The sequence below is a fragment of the Aliamphritea ceti genome (genome assembly GCF_024347215.1).
In the GTDB taxonomy this organism is placed as follows: Bacteria; Pseudomonadota; Gammaproteobacteria; order Pseudomonadales; family Balneatricaceae; genus Amphritea; species Amphritea ceti.
In genome coordinates, this window is record NZ_AP025282.1 from 705791 (window position 1) to 724973 (window position 19183).

A 19183-nucleotide genomic window follows, 5' to 3' on the forward strand; every position below is an offset into this window, starting at 1 on the left:
CTCCCCTGACGTACTGGTATAAAAAAACGCTGCACATGCAGCGTTTTTTTAAGCCTGAATTTTATACCTCAGTGATGAGGTACTCAGGCCATTGCAGGGTAGCGATAGCACCGTCTTCAACATACTGTAATTCCAGTTGCCAGTTCAGTTTTTGACAGATTTGCTGTACCAGATGGATGCCCAGCCCAAAACTATTATCGCTGTCAGTGAGAGTAGCGCCTTCGTCATGATTTTCGATTCGCAGATACTGCTCACCGATTTCAATTTCGATACTACCTTCCTGGGTATGCTGAAAAGCATTGCGCAACAGATTGTTCAATACAATGCGTAAAGGTGTTACCGGAAGTATTTTATAACCGGAAAAAGTCTCTTGCAGGCTTAGCTCAACAGGTTTGCTTTCCAGTAAATATCCTAAATCTTCAACCAGTTCCTTAACCAGTTGGGCAGGTACTGCATTTTCCTGCTTCGGCGCGGTTTCATTTTCTCTGGATAGCCACAAGAGGGTTTCTGTCAGTTGCTGCATGCTGGCGTTGGCCCGGTTAACCCGCTCCAATGGGCGCTGCAGAGTTTGCGGCGGTTCCATGCGTGCAAGTAATTCCATATTGGCTTTTATAACGGCTATGGGCGTGCGTAATTCGTGGCTGGCGTTACGTAAAAAACGGTGTTCTTTTTCCAGTAAGTCGGCAATACGCAGAAAAGCGCTTTGTAACTGATTGGCTATCTGGTTAAGGTCATGGAAATAAAAATCCGGTACTGGTTGCTGCAATTTTTCGAAAGATAACTCTTTAGCCCATTTGGCCAGTGCGTCACTGCGACGGGTCAGACGGCGGCCATAGAGCCAGACTGCAAGAATCATCAGAAATACATAGCCGCCACCGACATACAGCCCGCTGTCGAACAGGCGATCGAATTCGTTACGTTGTTCCTGGGATAATTTATCGGCATCGAGATCTGCAACAGCATAAAGAATACGCTGATCGGGCAAACGGTGTGGATAAATAAGCAGAAAACGGGAGCCTTCCCAATCCAGGTCACCGTTAGGCGACCATTCCGTTTCAAGATACTCCCCGTCACGTAGTTCATCGAAAGGAATTATCTGATGATACAAATCCGGAGCAGCGCGCCAGTCATCAATGTAGAAGTTCAGCAGACCGGTATCCGGTAAAGTCGTCTCAGGATTATCGATATAGCGTGCTTCGAAATCCTCGATCTCGAATTGCATACTGAGCTGAACCATTTCTTCAAGACCACGGGTAATGCTGCGGTCTAAAAGCACGGTATAAATCAGAGCAGTGAAGAGCGTAAGGCTGACTATGAGCAGGCTGAATTGCCTGCGCATAGTACGTTTTCCGCGTTTAAACATCGCTTTCCCGTAATACAAATCCTTGTTGGGACAAAGTTTGAATCATTGCCTGGTCAAATGGTTTATCGACCTGCTGACGCAGGTTATACATGTGTACCTTCAGGCTGTTGGTATCCGGTGGGCTGTCCTGCCACAGGCTGTATTCCAGATCTTTACGGCTAACCGGATTAGGACTGGCGCGCATCAGGGTTTCTAGCAGTGTCCAGCAGCTGGGTGTTAGCTTCAGCGTTACATCGTCACGACTGGCATGGCGACTATCCAGGTTCAGGGTCAGGTTACCTACCTGGAGTTTACGTACCTGACCGCTGCGGCGAACTGCCAGAGAACGAATGCGCATTGTCAGCTCTTCCATGGCAAACGGCTTAACCAGATAGTCATCAGTGCCAGCCCGGAAGCCTGCTATTTTATCTTCCAGAGTATCCCTTGCCGTTAGCATAAGTATTGGCGTATCTATGCCTTGCTGGCGGAGTTTTTCGCAAAGGGTAATGCCGTCCATACGGGGCAGCATTAAATCCAGAACTAATACCTGATAACTGTTCTCAGTGGCCAGTTTCAGGCCTGACTGACCGTTATAGGCGTGATCACAGGTGATATTCTCCAGCGCCAGAAAATCAGCTGTAGAGCTGGCCAGATCAATGTCGTCTTCGACCAGCAAAATCTCAATACTAGGGTGTGTCATGAAATCAGTTCCTGAGGCTTGGCGGGAGCAGTAACCGATGCTAACTCCCGACTTTTCCGTTTTGTTGTTGCCGGTTTCAAATCTTCCCCGATCATGGTTAATGCCGGTATCAGTATCAGGGTTATCAGGGTAGCGAACAGAATACCATAGCCCATAGCGATTGCCGCAGGAATCAGGAATTGCGCTTGCTCTGAGGTTTCAAAGATCAGTGGTACCAGACCTGCGTAGGTTGTGATGGACGTCAGAAAGATAGCCCGCATCCGGCTACATCCGGCCTGAATCATTGCCAAGCGGGCGGGCATGCCGGCATTGCGTTGTTCGTTATAACGGCTAATCAGCAGCAGACTGTCGTTTACTACAACACCAGACAGAGCCAGAATTCCAAACAGTGACAGGATACTGAGAGGGATATCGTGAAGCCAGTGGCCAATTAGTGCGCCGACGACACCAAACGGAATGGCCGTCATGATCATCAGAGGCTGCAGGTATGATTTCAGCGGAATTGCCAGCAGAGCGTAAATTGCAATGAGAGCAATCAGAAAAGCGCCTTGCAGTGAGTTGCGTGTTTCGGCTTCTTCCTGAGCTTCGCCGCCGAGTTTTATTTCCACGCCAGGAAAATCCCGGCGTAACTGGCTGAAAAGCTCTGTATCCATTTCGTCCAGAATCAGTTGTGGTGAGGCAATTGCTTTATTTACATCAGCTGAGATGACGGCCACCCGACTACGGTTGACCCGGTAAATGTTAGTCGTAACGTAACGGCTGCTGATACGGGCCACACTTTCTAATGGCAGAACCTGTCCACTGGAGGTACGAATTCGGGCATCAGACAGGTTATCAATGCTTCGACGGGCATTATCCGGGTAGCGTAGTTTAACTTTTATGTCATCCTGGCCACGCTGGAAGCGCTGAACTTCAAAGCCCTGATAAGCCTGTTGGATTTGTGCGGCAATATTTTGTGCAGTAAGGCCCAGAGCTTCCCCCGCGGAGGTTAATTCTAAATCAATCTGTCCTTGGCCGGCCTTCAGGGTATTTTGAATAGCAGAGGTGCCTTCGTAGTTTTGTAAGGCAGATTCAACAGCCTGACTGGCTGCTTGCAGGGTTTGATTATCCTCGCTTCTGATTTCAATACTGATGTCATCATCACCTTCCCATGAGGTGACAAATTTTAGTTTTCTGACCGCTTCAAGCGTACCAATCCGGTCTTGCCAGCTGTCGGCAATATCCTGGGTGCTCAGTGGTCTGCTGGTCTGGCCAGACAGACCTGCTATCAGTGTTGCGCTGCTGGCGTCGGTCCAGATCGCCAAGTGTGTGACAGGTGCTTCATCCAACGCATATTGCTGCTGTAAATCACGGTTCAACTGGATGGCAGCCTGCTCGATCATCAGGGCCTGTTGCTGAACCAGTCCGAAGCCGGCATCTTCTTCCAGCTCTAACTGAACAGTAATGAAGTTACTTGGGATATCCGGGAAAAAAACCGCTTTGATTTTACCGGAAGGAACCATGCCGATAACCAGTACAAACAGACTAATGGCGATGATCACTGTGACATAGCGATATTCCAGTACCTGATGAATCAGTGGCCGGTACAGCTTTCGGGTAAAGTAGTTAAGGCCATTGCTCATAGTGCCCTGCAGTCTGCCCCAGCCCCGGCTGAGAGGATTGTTTAGGCTGGACTGCATTTTTAGATGTGCAAGGTGGGCAGGTAAAATCAGTTTGGATTCAAGTAACGAAAACGCCAGACAAAAAGCTGCAGCATAGGCGAAGAAACTGAATATTTTACCCATCTCGCCGTCGACCAGTGTCAGTGCCATGAATGCGACAATGGTAGTAAGTACCCCAAAAACAGTCGGAATAGTGACGCGTTGGGCCCCGGCAATTGTTGCTGCAACAGTTGCGCCGTGTTTCTCGCGGGACGCGTAGATACTTTCGCCAACTACTACCGCATCGTCTACAACTATCCCCAGAGCAATGATAAAGCCGAAAGTTGTCAGCTCGTTTAATGTCAGGTTAAACAGGCGGGCATCCATTAGCAGTAAGGCACCACAAAAAATAACCGGCAGGCCGATACCTACCCAGAAGGCAACTCTGACGTTAAGGAATAGCGCCAGCAACAGCATAACCAAACCAATACCCACGATACTGTTCTTCATCAGTAAGCTGAGACGGTCAGCGATATAAACGCTCTGATCATTCCAGATAACGGCTTCTATACCTGTGGGTAATTGAGGGCGAAATGCTTCTACTTCCTGCTGAACCTGTTCTGAGATCAGCATGATGTCGGAGGTGGTGTACATTTTTACATCCAGTCCGATTGTCGGCAGACCGTTATAACGGGAAAGCACCGGCGTTTGAGTATAACCGTCACTGACAGATGCCAGGTCTGCCAGCGTTATCCGCTGGCCGTCAGGAGTTTGTTTAATGAGAATTTGTTCAAATTGAGTTTGAAAATATGCCTGCTGATCGGCTTTTATGACCAGTGTGCCATCTGGGCTGAAAAGTTCACCACCGCGCTCATTCAGGGATGAGCCCTGAATGCGCGCTGCAATGTCTGCAATGCTGATACCCAGCGCCTGAAGACGGCTTTCATCAACCTGAATGGTGATTTCCGGTGTACGGTCACCGTTAGTATTCACCCGCTCAATAGCCGGGTTGTTTAAAAGCTGCTTGCGTAAACGTCGTGCGACCTCCTGCAAAGTAGCAGGGGCGGCATCGCCATATATTTGTACGCTAACGGCATCTTCCAGATAAGAGGCCTTGCTGACGACAGCCCGCTCGGCATTTTGTGGCAGAGTATTGATGCTGTCGACGCGGTTTTTTACGTCCCGGTAGAGTGTTTCCAGATCATATCCACTCATGCGTTCAATCGTGACGCTGGTACCAGAACCGTCTGAACTGCTGGTTACCTTTTTAATACCTTCGATGCCCTGCAAAGCTTCTTCAAGCTTGATTGCCAGACCTTCTTCGGCATTGGCGGCTGAACCGCTTTCGTAAACCACTGAAACTGTGACTGTATTCGGTGGTAAAGGTGGGAAAGCTTCTACGCGCAGATTCATAGCGGTCATTAGCCCTGCAATCAAAATCAGTGCCATCATCAGATTTGCAGCCACAGGATTGCGTGCAAACCAGGCTACCCAGCCTTTATCCGTATCATGAATCATTGGTCCGTCTCCGCGGTCACCTGAGCATCATCCTGTACTACCGGATAAACCCACATATTTGGCAGATAGCTGGCCAGCGGTTTTCTAACCAATTGCAGAGAGGTTGTCAGGTCGCCCCGTGGAATAAATAACTGATTGTCTTTGCTAAACAGAGCAGTGCGGTGGCTGCGTTTTAGCAGATCATCTTCTACGTACCAGATATACCCAGCGGCACTCAGAGAGGCTGTCGGGATAGCAAATAGGTCAGTTTGCTGTTTGCCGGTGATGTTGATCGCAACAAAACTGCCAATCAGTAATGGTGTACTTTGCGCCAGCGGCTGGTCGACGCTGATGATCAGTTCTCTTAATCTGGTAGTGTTGTCGATACTAGCCGCGAGTTGTTGTGCCTGGCCTTGCCAGCTGCTTTGCTTATCCTGACTGCTCAGCATTACGCTGGCCTGGCTCAGGTCATTCGGTAGCTGTTGCCATTGGCGTGCAGTCAGGCCTATACGGATTTCTGCACGATCACTGGCACGAAGTTTTGCCAGTTCACTACTGGCTTGCAGGTAGGTACCAACGCTGACATTTCTGGCGGCAACGACAGCATTAAAAGGGGCTTTAAGCTGAGTATGCTCCAGGTTATTTTGAGCCTGTTTAACAGCGGTATTAGCTGCGTGGTAGCGAGCCCGTGCCGCTGCTAACTGGGGCTTACGTAACAAAAGTGCGCTGGGTTTAGTGGTTAGCCCCGCACGTTGCCAGTCCAGCTCCGCCTGACGGCTTTGATGTTTTTCCTGCTGCAGTGCCAGGTTTGCATCAGCAAGGCTTTGCTGTGCCTGTGCCAGCGCGGCCTGATAGTCGGTAGCATCCAGCTTAAGCAATACATCTCCCTGATGAACCTGTCGGCCATTACTGAAGTCCGGATTACGCCAGATAACCCGCCCGCTGATCTGGCTGCTGAGGCTCAACTCATCGGTGGTGCGTACTTCTCCGAAGCCTCTGATTTGAGCGCTGTAGCTGCCCGGGCTCAATTCCAGAACAGATACTTTAGGTGCAGTTGCAGCCTGTTCAAACTGTTCTGCTTCAGGCTGGTTTTCGATTGCATTAGCTGTGTAAAACAGCGCGCCGCCCAGTGAAGCGACAGCCAATAAACTGATAGCGATTTTCTGAGATAGTTTATTCATAGTAATGAGTCAGACTCCCATGCCGAGGGCCAGGCCCAGCACGATACGGTTATTAAGGCGGGCTTGCTGAATCTGTAACAGTGCAATGCGGTCATCAAAGGCTTGTTGCTCTGCTGTTAACAGATTGAGGATGTCGGTGAGGCCATCTTTATAACGGCTCTGATAGTGGCTGAAGTTTGCATCAGAATGCCGGCTGGCAAGGGCCAGATAATCCTGACGCTGTTCCAGGGTGTATTCCTGAGACAGGGCTGTTTCTACTTCCTGAACGGCTGTAAGAAGTGTTTGCTGATATGCCAGGAATGCCCGTTCCGCCTGCATTTCTGCAATTTTTTTACCTGCTTCAAGACGACCTGCGTTAAATAAGGGGGCAGTCAGACTGCCGAGTAAACTCCAGGCACTACTGCCGGATAAAAGATCTGACAGGCTGTTTCGGGACTGGCTGAGACTAGCAGTCAGATTGAATCCGGGCAGTAAGGCTTTATAGGCAACGTCAGTGTTGTAGTCTGCCGCTACAATACGTTCATAGGCTGCCAGCAGATCCGGACGTGCAGCAAGTACTTCACCGGGAAGTTGTTGCAGGGGAACAGCAATTGCCAGTTCTCCCTGTGCGAGGGGTAATGGTGACTGAGGCTGGCGGCCCAGTAATACGTTCAGAGTACGTTTGGCATCAGCCTGGCTCTGTTGTCGGGCGGCAAGATCTGCTCGGGTCCGGGCGGTGCTTGCACGGGCTGCTTCCAGATCGGCCAGATTACCCAGCCCACGCTGAAATCGCTCAGTGATGCTGGCTTCAGTTTTTTGCAGACTGATTAAACGCTGTTCCACCGTGGTGATGATTCGGGCGCGCAAACTAATATCTATCCAGCGCTGGATTATTCTCGAGGTAAGTGAATTACGGGCTGCCTGATAATCCAGTTGGAGTGCTCGGGTAGTTGCTTCTGCAGAAGATGTAGCATTTGCCAGCCGCCCCCAGACATCCATTTCCCAGTTCAGATTGAGTGCCAGCGCATGGGATTCTGTGATATTGGTGTTTTTTGCTCGCTGACTGTTGAGCTGGAGGTTAACTTCAGGCTTTTCAGCAGCTGCTGTCTGGGTTGTCAGTAAGCGCTGTTCGGTCAGGCGCAGTGCCGTTTGCTGAAGTTGTTGGTTGGTTTCCAGAGCGTCACGTACCAGATCGTCCAGTGCCGGTTCGCTGACCAGTGCCAGTAGTTGATTGCCCAGGTTTTTCTGTTTGGCGTTAATCGTTGTTTCCCACTGTTCCGGTTGCAAACTATGGTGCTGCGTCAGGGGGGCTTGTTTCACTGGTGGCCCTGCACAGGCAGTGAGTAGCAGTGTGAAAGAGGCCAAAAGTACAGGAGGAGTCCTGAGTTTAGTGTTGGCAAAATCCATTAGAGTTGTCTCGAGATCCGGAGTTTGCCGAAAGCTTAGAGATAGTCAGGTAAATATGGGGTTAAAGAGGCTTAACAACCGCTTCATTTCGACGGCAAATTGCGGCATTAAGGGTATTCGAGTATATTTCAGCTGATCTGTCTTAATAATCTGGTAAGGGTTCCTTTCCCTATGAGTGCCCAGCACATCCCTCTGTACAAGCGTGTGGAACAGCATATTCTCAACGACATCGATGGTGGCCGTCTGGTGCCTGGTGATCTGATTCCATCTGAGCCTCAATTGGCTGCTCAACTGGATGTTAGTCAGGGAACCGTCAAGAAAGCGATTGATAATCTGGTGAATGAGAAACGCTTGTTTCGTCATCAGGGTAAAGGAACTTATGTTTCTACAATCGATTTTAACAACAGCCTGTTTCGGTTCTTCTCTTATGGCGATGGAACCGGCAAAGGTATACGCATCCATAAGGAAGCAGGCGAACGCGCTTTGCGCATAGCGCCAAAGCATATTTGCCAGCAGCTGGGTTACCCGGCTGAAAGTGAATTGTTGTATATTCAGCGCCAGGGGTACATACAGGAATTACCGATTCTGGTTGAACATTGCTGGTGGTGTCCGGATGTGTTGCCGGGACTGGAAAAAGGCGATGTACATATTCCTGACCTGATGTATGCAATGGTGGTGGAAAAATATAAGGTGCCGGTTGTCCGGGCAGAGGAAACTCTTACTGCTGATATTGCGGACAAGCAAACAGCACAGATATTAGGGATTCCGGAAAAATCACCGGTGGTTGTGTTAGTTCGTCATACATATAGCCGGAATGACAAGATGATCGAGTATCGTAAAACAGTCGGACGAGCCGATAAATTCAGTTATAAAGCTGAAATTCGATAGCTTTTTTGCAAATCTTTTTCTCCCCCATAAGTAACAGGTCTGCAGGTGTGATGTGATTTATACACTTGCAGATATTTCATGTAAGTACTTCTTTTTGTCTAAATCTCCTTTGTTTTTTTTGATATTTTTATTCTTTAGTTAATTGATTTTTAAAGTTTTATACGCGCCTTTTGAAGGCTTTTTATATAGCCGTCCAGCGTGTCTCTGTTTTCTTTCTTTGCTTCACTGATTTCCCCCTGCCGTAATTTTTAAGCTTGACTTATAGAGCTGACTCGTTACGATCATATAAGTCATATATATGAGTTATATGAAGATCCAGTGTCGGTAACTTATTTGTACCGATGTTTATTCCAGTCCTGAGCCGGTTATTCACTCCCTCAGGCAGGCAACCACCGGAGAGATTCGCATGTACAAGAAAATATGCGTAGCAGTAGATGGATCGGAAATGTCGCTACAGGCTGTTATCTCAGCATCTGAAATAGCGACGGCATTTAGTGCTGATTTACTGCTCTTACATGTGATTCGGCCAATGAAGATTCCCAGTGAGTTGGAACGCTATATTAAAAGTGATGATCTGGCCAAGTTGCGTTCTTCCGCTTTGGAAGAAGTAGGTAAAGAGATTATGACCAAAGCGCTGGATACTGCCCGTGAAAAAGGTGCTGAGAAAGTAACCGCAAAAGTAGTTAAGGGTGATCCTGCCGGAACTATCATTAAGCAGGCGACAAAATTCGACGCTGATCTGATCGTTGTCGGTACCCGGGGCCTGGGTAAGGTTGAAGGTGCATTAATAGGCAGTATTTCCAGAAAAATTGCCGATATATCTACAATCAGCATGCTGATTGTTAAGTAATTGCTGCGCACCCACAGAATGTGCATAAATGAAGCTGTAACTGATTGTAAAAAAAGATAAAAACCGAATGTCTGTTGGGTTTTTCAGTGCTGGACAAGCAGCCGGAAAGCCCAATAACCCGAGATACAATAACAAAGACATCGTGGTGGAAGCAGAGCGTGCTCTGAATATTACTAAGCGGTGCAAGGGTGATAACGATGCTAGAGTTTTTGCAATACCTTCCGGACGTATTTACGCCCTGGAATTTTCTGGTGCTGGTTCTCGGCACTGTTGGTGGCCTGATACTCGGTGCCACTCCCGGACTTAGCCCTACTATGGCAGTGGCTTTGCTTATTCCATTTACCTTCCATATGGAACCGGCGACGGGCCTGATTCTGCTTGGCGCAGCTTATACTGCGACGGTGGCAGGTGGTGCGGTAAGTGCGATTCTGCTGAGTATTCCCGGAGCGCCGGCGAATATAGCCACCACACTGGACGGTAATCCACTGGCTAAACAAGGAAAGGCGACTGCAGCACTCCATTACTGCTTTCTGGCTTCTTTTGTTGGCGGTGTACTGGGCGTGCTGGTACTTATCTTCTTTACACCAACCTTGTCGCAATGGGCATTAGGCTTCGGACCTTCGCATCTGTTCTGGGTAGCAATTCTGGGTGTGACAGTGATTGGCTCTCTGGGCTCAGGCTCGGTGGTTAAAGGCTTGTTTGCCGGTTTTGTCGGGCTATGGGTATCTACCATAGGGTATGACCCAGTTCTGGGTGTGGAACGTTTTAACTACAGTGAACACTTAGGTGGCGGTATCAATATTATTGCTGCGCTAGTCGGCCTGTTCGCTATCCCTCAGGTACTTTCAATGCTTACTCCGCAGGATTTACCAGGCGGTGTTACCAAGTTTGCGATGGAAGCACAAAGCATTGGTATGTCGATTCGCGATACGTTAGTACGTTGGAAGGCACTGGTTGTTGGCAGCATCATAGGTGTAGTTGTTGGCTTGATTCCAGGTGCTGGTGGACAGATAGCCGGTCTGGTTTCCTATGATCAGACGAAGAAAATGAGCCGTGATAAAGCCAAGTTTGGTAAGGGCGAGCCTGCCGGTGTTATTGCAGCCGAGTCTGCTAATAACGCTATGGTTGGTCCTTCACTGGTGCCCTTGCTGACCCTGAGTGTCCCAGGGTCACCAACGGCGGCAGTGTTGTTGGGTGGTCTGCTAATACACGGATTATTTCCTGGCCCAGCGTTGTTCGTTGACCATGGTCCGGTTGTATGGACATTCATTAACTCCCTGTTAGTTGGTCAGCTGCTGATGTGTGTATTCGGCATTATGATCAGCCGATACAGCCGCTTTGTTATGGATATTCCTGAGTACTATATGGCAGCAGCCATAACAGTATTAGCCGTTTTCGGTACTTTCAGTGTGCAAAATAGCTTCTCTGACGTGTTCGTCATGATGGGGCTGGGTATCACTATGTACTTTGCTTCAAAAATTGGTTTCAGCCCTTCACCTGTGGTGCTGGGAATCATTCTTGGACCTATTGCTGAAACTAATTTTTTACAGGGACAGATTATCGCGCAGGTAGGCGACGGTATGGTGCCGTATTTCTTCGGCGGTGCTCTGAATATTACTCTGGTTACCATCGTTGTGTTGTCTGTTGTTTACAGTGTCATCAGTGAAATGAAAGCGAAGCGGCAGCAACGTGCAGCCCAGCAGGCTGACGATGACGGCTATGTTGTCGAGAAGGAGGCCTGATCATGTTAGCTAAGCGTTTAACTGCATTGGGCGGGCTGGCACTGTCACTGTTATTACTGAGTCTGGGAACGGATGTTGAATACGGTGAAGAGGCCTATTTCTTTCCTAACTTACTGACCTATTTCCTGTTTGGTTTTGCGTTAGTGCTGTTGATTACCGACGGCGATTTAGTTAGCTGGTTAAGGGATATGGCGGATTTTCTCTGGCGTTGGATGTTTGGCATTGTCGGTCAGGGTAACCCTGCCCGCTGGCCGGATGTGGTTCGCCTGATTCCGATGTTCATCATCATCCTGCTGTATCTGTACTTTGCTGACATCGTTGGCATGTACGTGACATCTTTCTTTGCCTTCGTTTTGATTACGGTGATTTATACCCCGCTTCGGCCACGCAGCCGTTCGGTACTGAAAAACTGTTTCATCGGAGCGATATTTACCGGTGTGATTTATCTGATTTTCTCGGTGCTTCTGCAATTGCAGACACCTTCCGCCTGGTTAATTTAACCAGGTATTGCATGAACAAAAATGCTCGATACAACAATAAATACAGTCCCTGGGACGAGGAGTTATACATGCTGAACATTATCACTAAAACCCTGAGAACCTCTGCGGCAGCATTAACAGTTGCCGGCACGGTTATGCTGCCGCAGTTGGCGCAGGCTGAAACTTTTCCGGATCGTCCGGTAAGTATGGTGGTTTCGTATTCACCGGGTGGCGCGACTGATTTTCAGGCGCGTATCGTTACTATGCTGGCGGGTAAAGAAGACTATCTGGGGCAGCCTATGGTTATCCTGAACAAGCCTGGTGCCGGCGGTAAGGTTGGCTGGGATTTCTTTGCATCCAAAGCAAAGAAAAACGGTTATGAGCTGGCTGCGTATAACGTGCCGCACTTCATTGCTCAGTCAATTGTTTTTAAGACTAAATACAATATCGATAACCTGGAGCCAATTGCTAACTGGGGTGCGGATCCAGCGGTACTGATTGTGGGCAAAGACAGCCCGTTTAATACTCTGGAAGACCTGATGAATTTTGCTAAAGAGAATCCTGGCAAAGTAACTTTCTCCGGTGCAGGTCTGTATGTTGGACACCATATTGCGTATTTGCAGTTTGCTAAAGCATCCGGCCTTAAGCTGACGTATGTGCCACACAAAGGCGGTACTCCTGCGATGAAGAGCGTGATGGGTGGTCAGGTGAAAGCCGGTTTTAACAACCTGTCTGATGCATTTCGTAATCGTGACAGTGTGAAAATTCTGGCGGTGGCAGATCTGGAGCGTAATAAAGAGTTCCTGCCAGACGTCCCAACATTCATGGAACAGGGCGTTGAGGTAGATGATTCCAGCGTTAACTTCCGTGGCATCATGGCGCGCAAAGGAACACCAACAGAAGTTGTTGATTATCTGGCGCAACGTGTACCTATGATGTTTGAAGATAAAAAGACTCTGAAGAAAATGGATTCTGCCGGTTCTCCGGTACGTGTCATCCCGCGTGACCAGGTCATCACAATGTGGAAAGAGCGTGAGACCTATCTGAAAGAACTGTTAGCCGATCTGAAAAAGTAACGGCTGTCTGAGTCATCACTGATGTCGACGTAAAGTAGCATCAGTGAGAGGGCAGCATACGGCTGTATGCTGTCTGATCTACACATATAACTGAGTAATAAGAGTTATATCAATATCCCGACCAGTGGAGATTTGTTATGTCATTAACACCGGAACAAGCGGTCGCAGAATTGGTTGCCAAAGCCCGGAAGGCGCAGGCGATCTTCGACGACTATAACCAGGAGCAGGTCGACGAAGTAGTCACTGCTACAGCCTGGGCGCTGATTAATCCTGAGAATAATGCCCGGCTGGCAGAGCTGGCAGTGGAAGAGACCGGTCTGGGTAACGTCAAAGATAAAATTACCAAGAATCACCGTAAGACTTTGGGTCTGTTACGGGACCTGATGCAGGCGAAAACAGTTGGGGTCATCAGTGAAGACCCGGTAAACGGTATGGTGGAAATTGGCCGCCCGGTAGGTGTCGTAGGGGTAATTGTGCCTTCGACCAATCCTATCGCGACACCGATGAATAATATTCTTAATGCACTGAAGTGCCGTAACGCAATTATTCTGGCACCGTCGCCGAAAGGGCAGCCTTCCTGTACGCGGCTGCTTGAGCTGGTATATCAGGAATTAGACCGGGTTGGCGCACCGCGGGATCTGGTGCAACAGCTACCTACGCCGGTAAGTAAAATCCTGAGTCAGGAGATGCTGAGCCAGGTTGACCATATCGTTGCGACCGGTTCGCAAAATAATGTCCGTGCTTCATATACAAGCGGTACACCCGCTTTTGGTGTTGGTGCCGGTAACGTGGCGGTAATTGTTGATGAAACCGCAGACCTGGCCGATGCAGCGGCGAAGATTAAAGCTTCAAAAACCTTTGATAACGCCACCAGTTGTTCTTCAGAGAATTCAATTGTCATTGTGGATGCGGTGTATGACGCCATGCTGGCGGAGCTTGCCCGGGTTAATGGCGCCTTGCTTAACAGCGATGAAAAACAACAGTTACAGTCTGCTATGTGGCATGACGGACATTTAAACCGGCATGTGCTGGCTAAGCCTGTTGCCGATGTTTGTGCCGTAGCGGGGCTAAACAGAGAAGGGCTGGGCGACAGCGATTTTCTGATGGTAACAGAAACCGACACCGGTCCTGATGCGCCCTTTAGTGGCGAGAAAATGTCGCTGGTTTTAACCGTTTACCGTGCCAGTGATTATGCGGCCGCTAAAGCAAAAGCCAGTGAAATTCTGGACTACATGGGTAAAGGCCACTCGCTGGGGATTCACACGAATGATGCCAGCCGTCCGGTTGAACTGGGTGAAACTATGCCTGTTTGTCGGGTAATTGTGAACCAGGCGCACTGTTTTGCGACCGGAGGAAGCTTCGATAACGCTTTACCGTTTTCTCTGTCGATGGGCTGTGGTTCGTGGGGTGGCAACATTACCGATCAGAACGTGCATTACCGTCAGTATATGAACGTCACTCGTGTAGTGCGGACAATTCCACCCAGAGAAGTATCTGTCGAGGATATTTTCGGTGACTATAAGAGGAAGTATTTGTCATGAATAGCGCCTTATATACGCCACCGGCGGAAAGCATCCGTGCGGTTATTGAGCACTTCGCTGCCAGCCAGCCGGAACAGGTTTTTGTCCAGTTTCCGGAAACCGGAGAACAACTGACCTACGCAGAATTGTTAGCAGAACTGCGTACTTATGCGGGATATTTTGCGGCGCTGGATGTACAGCAGGGCGATACGATTTCCTTCATGATGGGGAACGGTAAAACGACCTTGCTGCTGTTTCTTGCCAGCTTATATGCCGGCTGTGTGTCATCACCTTTGAACCCGGCGGCGGGTCCTGATCAGATTGAATATGTACTGGATCATTCCGATACTAAAATCGTCTTCACTTCAGAGGCTTTTCAGGCCCAGGTTGAAGCTGCCGGCCGTCAGGTATCGCGTAATGTCAGCGTTGTCATGTGTGATGTGGATAAAGGTCCTGTATGGCCTGAAGGAACAGTTGCTTCTGAGGCTATTGAGACCGCTGTGAAGCAGAATGATGATGGTTTGCTGATGTATACATCAGGTACAACAGGACGGCCTAAAGGGGTCATACTGACGCATAAAAACCTGCTGGCAGGTGGTATGAATACAGCAGTCGCCCACGAGCTGAGTACGTCTGACCGGGCTTTATGCGTGTTGCCGTTGTGTCATATTAATGCACAGTGCGTCACCGTAATGGCGCCTTTGGCCAGCGGGGGCAGTTTAGTCATGCCGCACAGTTTCAGTGTGTCTTCTTTCTGGAGTTGGGTCGTTCATCATCAGGTTAGCTGGTTCTCAGTGGTGCCGACGATTATTTCGTATCTTATGCATAACGAGGGGCCGCTTAATGGTGATGTTCTGAAGCAAGCGCTGAAAGATGTGAAGTTTGGCCGTTCGGCATCGGCGGCACTGCCGCCGGCGTTGCATGCAGGTTTCGAAGAGAAGTTTGGCATTCCAATTGTTGAAACCATGGGGCTGACGGAAACTTCTGCGCAGATTTTGTCTAATCCTATGCCGCCTAAAGCTAATAAATACGGATCACCGGGGGTTGCCTTTGGCACCGAGATTAAGGTGATTGATAAACAGGGTAATGAACAGCCCCATGGTGAAGAAGGTGAGTTGATGGTACGTGGCGACTGTGTCATGCGCTGTTATTACAAAAATCCTGAAGCCAGTGCCGAAGCGCTGGAAAATGATGGTTGGCTACACACCGGCGATTTAGCCAGGCAAGATGAAGAGGGCTTTATTTTCATTACCGGCCGCTTAAAAGAGCTGATTATTAAAGGGGGTGAAAACATTGCCCCGCGGGAAATTGATGATGTTCTGTATTCTCATCCGAAAGTTATCGAAGCCGGTGCTGTCGGAGTAGATGATGAACATTATGGTCAGGAAGTGGTTGCTTGTGTGGTAACCCGGGAATCGGCAAATGTGTCTGCCGATGAGTTGATTGATTTTTGCCGGGATAAGCTCGGTAAGATTAAAACTCCTAAGCAAATTTTCTTCTTTGATGATTTACCCAAAGGGCCATCCGGCAAGGTGCAACGCCTGAAGTTGGTTGATCAGCTTAAGGCCCGTCAGTCTATTTAATTCAGTTTGTCCTGATAGAACCGGTTTTCCGGTTTGTCCCCTTGCAGGGTAGTGAGCCATACCCTGCATTTTTTCTACCTCTCATTTCGGGCATTGCCCGGGTCTAATTACAGCTAGTATTAGTCGGTACAAGGCATTGTCATAGCAGGGGTTTCTGTTGTGACCGGTTGCTGCCGATAGTTATTTGTCTCCCGTTTTGGGGCTGTGATACTGGCTTGAGGTGTGGTTTATGACTGTGAGTACTGTTGTTGAAAAAAGTCTGGAAACAGATGATAGCTGGATGAATGGCCAGAACCGTGATCGTGAGGATCTGGTTGCCAGCCTGGAGCACCGAGCCCGTTCGGGACAACCCATGCGAGGATTCAAGCTTAATGGTTGCGACCTGACGAATATCAGTCTGGTAAATCATCATGCCAAAGAAGGATATCAGTTACACAATGCCGATCTGTACCGGGCAACTCTTCGTGGCGCGCATTGCTTTATGCTGGACCTTTCCGGCAGTTCGTTAATGAAAGCTGATCTTACCGGTGCAAACCTGCACTGCGCTAATCTGAAAGGCTGTAATTTGCTGGGTACCCGGTTTAATCATGCCAAGCTTGAACATGTGGTTTGGGGGGACAGAGTATTACAGGAGCAACAGGCCGAGGTGGCGCCGACCGATGAAGAGCGCATGGATTTGTATCAACAGGCGGAGGAAATATACCGGCATCTGCGTAAAGTATTTGAGACCGAAGGCTTGTTCGAAAAAGCTGGTTATTTTTTTGAACGTGAAATGGTTGTGCGGCGTAAGCAAATGCCTAAATGGTCGATGCCACGGCTATTTTCTAAGCTGGTGGATTTATTTTGCGGCTATGGAGAACAACCGCTGAGGGTGATTATTTTCAGTAACATCATCATCCTGCTATTTGCCATGCTGTATTTTATTTCCGGTGTCAGTTTCGCCGGTGAGCAACTGTCTTATCAGAGCGGCTCGGGCATCAGTCAGAATACAATGGCGTTTCTGGACAGCCTCTACTTTAGCGTAGTGACGTTTACGACACTGGGTTACGGTGACATAACCCCGCTGGGGCTGTCGAGATTATTCGCAGCCTGCGAGGCATTAATGGGGAGTTTTACTCTGGCTTTGTTCGTGGTGGTATTTGTTAAGAAAATGACCCGCTAGTTATGTATTTATATGCATCAGTACGTGTTGCTTCAGGGAGTCAGTCAAACCGCTACTGACTCTCCATTGGTGCCAGTAGAGTGGTACAGTGACGGTTTGTTGTGGTGTTAGCTCAACTATTTCACCTTTATCTAACAGGTCCAGAAGTTGTTCTTTGGGCGCCAAACCCCAGCCCATTCCTAAGCGTATCCAGTCAAGAAACCCTTCTGAAGATGGCAGTTGATGTTGAGGCAGCTGATCAGCATCCAGCTGGAAGTAGTCATTCAGATACTGGTGTTGTAAGAGGTCTTTTTTATTAAAGCGGACCAGAGGCGCCTGCTGAAAGTTATCCGCAGTGACTCCTGTGGAGAAATAGGTTTGCCTGAAAGCCGGACTGGCAATACAGAAGTATTCAATGCTCCCCATGGGGGTGCTGACGCAACCATGGGCGGGTTTAGCCAGAGAGCTGATGCAGCCCATGACTTCACCACTGTGTAACAGGTGGTGGGTCTGATCCTGATCATCTACATGCAGTTGTAAGAGCACTTTATTCTGCAGACACCATGGGGCCAGTGCCTGAGGTAGCCAGGTGGCCAATGTATCGGCATTAGTGCCTATAGATAACTGTACCCAGGATTGCTGCTGTTGAGGTTCTAGTTCATGCTGTAAAGCATGCTCCAGTTGTTGCAGATTCTGCGCATATTTAAGCAGCGCCTGACCTGCCCGGGTAGGGCATATTTCCGGGGTCCGCATCAGTAAAGTCTGGCCGAGCAGCTCTTCAAGTAATTTTAGCCGTTGGGATACGGCCGATTGCGTAATACACAGCTGGTTAGCAGCTTTCTCAAAGTTGCGCTGCTGAATGACCGCGGTAAATGCAGCAAGACCTTTATTATCAATCATCTGTTATCAGCCATGTGTTATCAATTAGTGTGGTGAATGAGATCTGTATTAGAATTATTAATTATTAAGTAAAAAGTTTAATTTTACTAATTAAGATGTTTTTCGCATAGTGGCGACTTCTGATGAGTCGTTACTGTGGATTTAACTATGTTGGCATTACCGTTTTTTAAAGGCATGGGGCTGGGCGCAAGTCTGATTATTGCGATTGGTTCGCAGAATGCATTTGTATTAAGTAGCGCGTTACGTCGCCAGCATGCTCTTACGGTTGCATGGATCTGTATTGTTATCGATGCTGCTCTGATTATTTCAGGTGTTTTCGGACTGGGAGCTTTGATTCGTCAGGCACCTGTTTTACTCGACGTTGCTACCTGGGGCGGCGCTTTATTCTTACTGGTTTATGGCAGTATGGCGTTTCATCGGGCCTGGCGTCCTGAGGGGTTAAAAGCTGCTGGGGTAAAGACATTATCTTTAAAAGGCGCAGTTTTAACGACTGCTGCTTTGAGCCTGCTGAACCCTCATGTATATCTGGATACTGTCGTTTTGCTAGGCAGTATTGGTGGTCAGTTACCGGGAAAGCAGCCGTTGTGGTTTGCCCTGGGGGCTTGTTTGGCATCGTTACTCTGGTTTCTGACCCTGGTAATTGGCGGCCGTATGCTTGCGCCCTGGTTTCGCAGCGCTGCCAGCTGGCAAAAGCTGGATATTCTGGTTGGTATTACTATGTGGCTGATCGCCGCTATGTTGATTCATAAAGGACTTTCTTAAACACTACTGACACAACGTTGTCAGTAGACCTTGGGTAAGCTGCTTTTATCGTTAATAACTCATCCAAGGAGAAGAACATGAGTCACGTAGAAGTAGTTACTTTCAAATTGTTACCGGGCAAGTCTGCGCAGCAATTACTTAATACTGAAGCTGCGATGCAGGCGTTTCTGACAGAACAGCCCGGGTTCCATTACCGATCGCTTAGTTGTCATGAGCAAGGCACTGACGCTGAACAGTGGTTTGATATTGTTTACTGGGAAGATGCCGGGCAGGCGAAAACAGCAGGTGAAGCACTGATGGCTTCAGCGCTGGGTGCTGAGTTAATGGCAGCTATTGATCCGGCGACTTGCGTCGTGCGACATATGCCGACATTATGCGAGAACATGAGTTGTGAGCTGGCCGTCGAGGCATAATGCATCTCTGATCAGTTATCCACATGCCTCTGATATTTACCATTGTGTAGATTCTGAGGCTTCTTTTATTGTATTTATGAAAG

The 19183-nt window shown here is 48.7% G+C and carries 16 protein-coding genes; 10 read left to right on the forward strand and 6 right to left on the reverse strand.

Going from position 1 to position 19183, the window contains the following annotated elements; all coding sequences use genetic code 11:
• Positions 1–61: 61 nt before the first annotated feature.
• The 5 genes from OCU49_RS03210 to OCU49_RS03230 are packed head-to-tail and all read right to left on the reverse strand — an operon-like array spanning position 62 to position 7746.
• A complete protein-coding gene (locus OCU49_RS03210) occupies positions 62–1339 on the reverse strand; it encodes a sensor histidine kinase (protein ID WP_261843590.1) in 1278 nt (425 codons plus the stop codon).
• Between the two features lie 16 nt (positions 1340–1355).
• A complete protein-coding gene (locus OCU49_RS03215; RefSeq protein WP_261843591.1) occupies positions 1356–2042 on the reverse strand; it encodes a response regulator transcription factor in 687 nt (228 codons plus the stop codon).
• Positions 2039–5200: an efflux RND transporter permease subunit gene (locus OCU49_RS03220; RefSeq protein WP_261843592.1), complete on the reverse strand. Its 3162-nt coding sequence runs from the start codon at positions 5198–5200 to the stop codon at positions 2039–2041. Before OCU49_RS03220 ends, OCU49_RS03215 begins: the two co-directional genes overlap by 4 nt.
• Positions 5197–6360: an efflux RND transporter periplasmic adaptor subunit gene (locus tag OCU49_RS03225; RefSeq protein WP_261843593.1), complete on the reverse strand. Its 1164-nt coding sequence runs from the start codon at positions 6358–6360 to the stop codon at positions 5197–5199. The genes OCU49_RS03220 and OCU49_RS03225 overlap by 4 nt, the downstream gene beginning before the upstream one ends.
• A gap of 9 nt (positions 6361–6369) precedes the next feature.
• Positions 6370–7746: an efflux transporter outer membrane subunit gene (locus OCU49_RS03230; protein WP_261843594.1), complete on the reverse strand. Its 1377-nt coding sequence runs from the start codon at positions 7744–7746 to the stop codon at positions 6370–6372.
• A gap of 171 nt (positions 7747–7917) precedes the next feature.
• On the opposite strand from OCU49_RS03230, the gene OCU49_RS03235 reads away from it, so the two are divergent.
• The 8 genes from OCU49_RS03235 (at position 7918) to OCU49_RS03270 (ending at position 17046) form a co-directional block, all read left to right on the forward strand.
• The gene (locus OCU49_RS03235; RefSeq protein WP_261843595.1) at positions 7918–8634 is read left to right on the forward strand and encodes a GntR family transcriptional regulator; all 717 of its coding nucleotides are present in this window, start codon (positions 7918–7920) and stop codon (positions 8632–8634) included.
• A 406-nt stretch (positions 8635–9040) separates the two neighbouring features.
• Positions 9041–9484: a universal stress protein gene (locus OCU49_RS03240; RefSeq protein WP_261843596.1), complete on the forward strand. Its 444-nt coding sequence runs from the start codon at positions 9041–9043 to the stop codon at positions 9482–9484.
• A 197-nt stretch (positions 9485–9681) separates the two neighbouring features.
• Complete coding sequence (locus tag OCU49_RS03245; RefSeq protein ID WP_261843597.1) at positions 9682–11226, forward strand: tripartite tricarboxylate transporter permease; 1545 nt, start codon at positions 9682–9684, stop codon at positions 11224–11226.
• A 2-nt stretch (positions 11227–11228) separates the two neighbouring features.
• Positions 11229–11726, forward strand: a complete 498-nt coding sequence (locus OCU49_RS03250; protein WP_261843598.1) for a tripartite tricarboxylate transporter TctB family protein — start codon at positions 11229–11231, stop codon at positions 11724–11726.
• Positions 11727–11794: 68 nt separating this feature from the next.
• Positions 11795–12781, forward strand: a complete 987-nt coding sequence (locus OCU49_RS03255) for a tripartite tricarboxylate transporter substrate binding protein (RefSeq protein ID WP_261843599.1) — start codon at positions 11795–11797, stop codon at positions 12779–12781.
• 137 nt (positions 12782–12918) lie between these two features.
• The gene (gene sauS, locus OCU49_RS03260; RefSeq protein ID WP_261843600.1) at positions 12919–14322 is read left to right on the forward strand and encodes an acylating sulfoacetaldehyde dehydrogenase; all 1404 of its coding nucleotides are present in this window, start codon (positions 12919–12921) and stop codon (positions 14320–14322) included.
• Positions 14319–15884, forward strand: a complete 1566-nt coding sequence (locus OCU49_RS03265) for an AMP-binding protein (protein ID WP_261843601.1) — start codon at positions 14319–14321, stop codon at positions 15882–15884. Before sauS ends, OCU49_RS03265 begins: the two co-directional genes overlap by 4 nt.
• A 229-nt stretch (positions 15885–16113) precedes the next feature.
• Positions 16114–17046: an ion channel gene (locus OCU49_RS03270; RefSeq protein ID WP_261843602.1), complete on the forward strand. Its 933-nt coding sequence runs from the start codon at positions 16114–16116 to the stop codon at positions 17044–17046.
• On the opposite strand, the gene OCU49_RS03275 is transcribed toward OCU49_RS03270, so the two are convergent.
• The gene (locus OCU49_RS03275) at positions 17047–17925 is read right to left on the reverse strand and encodes a LysR family transcriptional regulator ArgP (protein WP_261843603.1); all 879 of its coding nucleotides are present in this window, start codon (positions 17923–17925) and stop codon (positions 17047–17049) included. It lies immediately after the preceding gene.
• Between the two features lie 147 nt (positions 17926–18072).
• Between OCU49_RS03275 and OCU49_RS03280 the strand changes: the two genes are divergently transcribed.
• Together OCU49_RS03280 and OCU49_RS03285 are read left to right on the forward strand one after the other, a co-directional pair.
• Complete coding sequence (locus OCU49_RS03280) at positions 18073–18687, forward strand: LysE/ArgO family amino acid transporter (protein WP_261843604.1); 615 nt, start codon at positions 18073–18075, stop codon at positions 18685–18687.
• 77 nt (positions 18688–18764) lie between these two features.
• Positions 18765–19100, forward strand: a complete 336-nt coding sequence (locus OCU49_RS03285) for a hypothetical protein (protein WP_261843605.1) — start codon at positions 18765–18767, stop codon at positions 19098–19100.
• Positions 19101–19183 lie beyond the last annotated feature (83 nt).